A 3209-nucleotide genomic window follows, 5' to 3' on the forward strand; every position below is an offset into this window, starting at 1 on the left:
GTCATGCGCCAGCTCGACGATGGTGCCGGCAAGCTCGACGCCGAAGGTGTCGTGTTTGGCGATAAGCAACTGGCCGCCCGAACGATCCTGTGGGCAGCCGGCGTTGCCGCTTCGCCAGCCGCTGAATGGCTGGGAGCGAAGGCGGACCGCGCGGGCAGGGTGCTGGTCGAGCCCGATCTAAGTGTGCGTGGCAGCCCGGAGATCTTCGTCATCGGCGACGCCGCTCATGTGCTGCGGCCAGACGGGCGGCCGGTTCCCGGCGTGGCGCCTTCCGCCAAGCAGGAGGGCCGACATGTTGCGGCTACCATCAAGGCCAGGCTCGGCGGCGACACGACCGCGCGTCCTTTCCACTACAGGCATGCCGGCGATCTGGCGACGATCGGCAAACGCGCCGCCGCCATCGATTTCGGCTGGATCAAGCTCACCGGCTGGCTCGCCTGGTGGCTGTGGGGAGTGGCTCACATCTATTTCCTGATCGGCTTTCGCAACCGGCTTGCTGTTTCGCTGAGCTGGCTATGGATCTACGCGACGGGGCAACGCAGCGCGCGGCTGATCACCCAGGGCGACGACGACAAGGGCTGATTTCTTCACCGGCACCGTTCATCCGCACGTCATCTGTTGCTGGTCGACTGACCTTCCGATGCACGCAACTTCTTGAATGGACTTGAGCCGATTTCGGCGCGAAGTTCGCTTCGGGGCAGGGCGTGTCACGTTGTCGATAAGGAGAAAACATGTCGCAACTGCTCCATCCCGTCTCCCGCCGCGATTTCCTCGCTGGCACCGCAGCTACAGGGGCGCTGATCGTGCTTCATCCCTTCTCCGCTCGCGCACAGGCCAACCAGGCGCATCTCCGGATCATGGAGACCACCGACATCCATGTGAACGTGCTGCCTTACGATTATTACGCCGACAAAGCGAACGACACGCTGGGCTTGTCGCGCACGGCCTCCCTGATCGACGCCGTGCGCAAGGAAGCGGTGAATTCGATGCTGATCGACAATGGCGACCTGCTGCAGGGCAATCCGATGGGCGACTACATCGCCTATGAGAAGGGCCTGAAGGACGGCGACCTGCATCCGATCATGAAGGGTATGAACCTGCTCGGCTACGAGTGCTCGACGCTGGGCAACCACGAGTTCAACTATGGCCTGTCGTTCCTGGACAAGGTGCTGGCCGGCGCCAATTTTCCCTTCGTCTGCGCCAATCTGATCCGCGGCACGGAGCTTGCCGCGAACCCGCGCGACGACAAGCTCTATCTCAAGCCCTATGTCATCCTCGACAAGAAGATCAAGGACGGTTCGGGCGCCGAGCAGCCGATCAGGATCGGCATCATCGGCTTCGTGCCGCCGCAGATCATGGTCTGGGATCTCAAGAACCTCGAAGGCAACGTCAAGACGCGCGACATCGTCGAGGCGGCCAAGGCCTGGGTGCCGCAGATGAAGGAGGCGGGCGCCGACATCGTCATTGCGCTGTCGCATTCCGGCATCGACGTGAAGCACGGCGACATGATGGAGAACGCCTCGTTCTTCGTCGCCGGCGTCGCCGGCATCGACGCGGTGTTCACCGGGCACCAGCATCTGGTGTTCCCCGGCAAGAAGGATTTCCAGTCGCTCGATGGTGTCGACACGCAAAAGGGCACGCTGCAGGGCAAACCCGCCGTCATGGGCGGTTTCTGGGGCTCGCATATGGGGCTGATCGACCTGATGCTGGAGCGTGACGGGTCGAAATGGAAGGTCGTTTCCGCCACTTCCGAGGCGCGGCCGATCTTCGAACGCGTCGACAACAAGAATAAACCGACTGTCCCGGACGACAAGCGCATCATCGCGGCCCTTGAGCAGGACCACCAGGCAACACTGGCCTATGTGCGCCGCCCCGTCGGCAAGACCTCCGCGCCGCTCTATTCCTATTTCGCGCTGGTCGCCGACGATCCGTCGGTGCAGGTCGTCAGCCAGGCGCAGACCTGGTACCTCAGGGATATTCTGAAGAATACGCAATGGAAGGATGTGCCGCTGCTGTCGGCGGCCGCTCCGTTCAAGGCCGGCGGACGCAACGGCGCCGACTACTATACCGACGTGCCCGCCGGCGATATCGCCATCAAGAACGTCGCCGACCTCTATCTCTATCCCAACACCGTGCGTGCGGTCGAAATCACCGGTGGGCAGGTCAAGGAATGGCTGGAAATGTCGGCCGGGATCTTCAACCGGATCGAGCCAGGGAAGGCCGACCAGGCCCTCATCAACACCGATTTTCCGTCCTACAATTTCGACGTCATCGACGGCGTCACCTATAAAATAGACCTGTCGCAGCCGCCGAAATACGATGCCAAGGGCGGGCTGGCTAACGCTGGCGCCAATCGCATCGTCGACCTGAGTTTCGATGGAAAACCAATTGACCCCAAACAGAAATTCGTCGTCGCGACCAACAACTACCGGGCCGGTGGCGGCGGCAATTTCCCCGACATCAATGCCTCGAAGATCATCTATGAAGCGCCGGACACCAATCGCGACGTCATCGTCCGCTACATCGTCAGCGAGGGTACAATCAACCCGTCCGCGGACGACAACTGGTCGTTCGCGCCGCTGCCTGGAACCAGCGCCGTGTTCGAAACCGGCGCCAAGGCGAAGGATTTCATTGCGCAGCTGAAATCGCTGAAGATCGAGCCGGCAGGCGAGGGCGAGGCAGGTTTCGCGAAATACCGCATCCTGCTTTGAAGGTGGTTCGGGTCGGCTCGAGTCCCGGCCTTATGGCGTGGATTGAGCCGGCTGGGTGAAACGTTCCTTGATGTCAGGCATGACGAGATCCAGCGCATCGGTGGAAATGCCGCCGGAATAACCGTTCGGCAGCTGCTTGATCAGTTCGGGATCGTCCAGCCCTTGCGAAAAGTCGCCGCCGGTGTACGGGCCGAGCAGATAGACGCGGCTGTCGACGCCTTGCATGCGATCGAGAAACCGGTTCGGCCAACCCCACATCCATTTCGCGATGTTGACGGGAATGAGCAAGGTACCTTTTCGGCAGGCATCTGGAACATAGCCGCTCCAGCCAAGCGCGGCATAGCGCAGAATGCATTGCGTCAGCGACGCGCGGCTCAGCGTATGCATGTCCGGCAGTGCTGCCTTGACTGCGGCAATCGGCTTGTCGCCGCCATAGACCGAGAGATAGAAGCGCTCGTTCGGCGATAGCATGGCAAGCCGTGCGGCCAGCTTTTCGCC

At 61.7% G+C, this 3209-nt stretch carries 2 protein-coding genes and 1 pseudogene; 2 read left to right on the top strand and 1 reads right to left on the bottom strand.

What is annotated here, in order from left to right; all coding sequences use genetic code 11:
- Positions 1-582: FAD-dependent oxidoreductase (locus EN884_RS30690; protein ID WP_164895257.1), on the top strand; the 582-nt coding region annotated here is incomplete at its 5' end.
- 149 nt (positions 583-731) lie between these two features.
- The gene (locus EN884_RS30695; protein WP_063168055.1) at positions 732-2711 is read left to right on the top strand and encodes a bifunctional 2',3'-cyclic-nucleotide 2'-phosphodiesterase/3'-nucleotidase; all 1980 of its coding nucleotides are present in this window, start codon (positions 732-734) and stop codon (positions 2709-2711) included.
- 30 nt (positions 2712-2741) lie between these two features.
- Here the strand turns inward: EN884_RS30695 and EN884_RS30700 are convergent.
- Positions 2742-3209, bottom strand: a pseudogene (locus EN884_RS30700) (glycerophosphodiester phosphodiesterase); the annotation flags it as partial.

The sequence above is a fragment of the Mesorhizobium sp. M7A.F.Ca.AU.001.01.1.1 genome (assembly GCF_004022735.1).
Classification (GTDB): Bacteria; Pseudomonadota; Alphaproteobacteria; order Rhizobiales; family Rhizobiaceae; genus Mesorhizobium; species Mesorhizobium ciceri.

Bases quoted from the DNA above. Each gene is read 5' to 3' on its own strand.
- EN884_RS30695 (WP_063168055.1), top strand. From the start codon at position 732: ATGTCGCAACTGCTCCATCCCGTCTCCCGCCGCGATTTCCTCGCTGGC.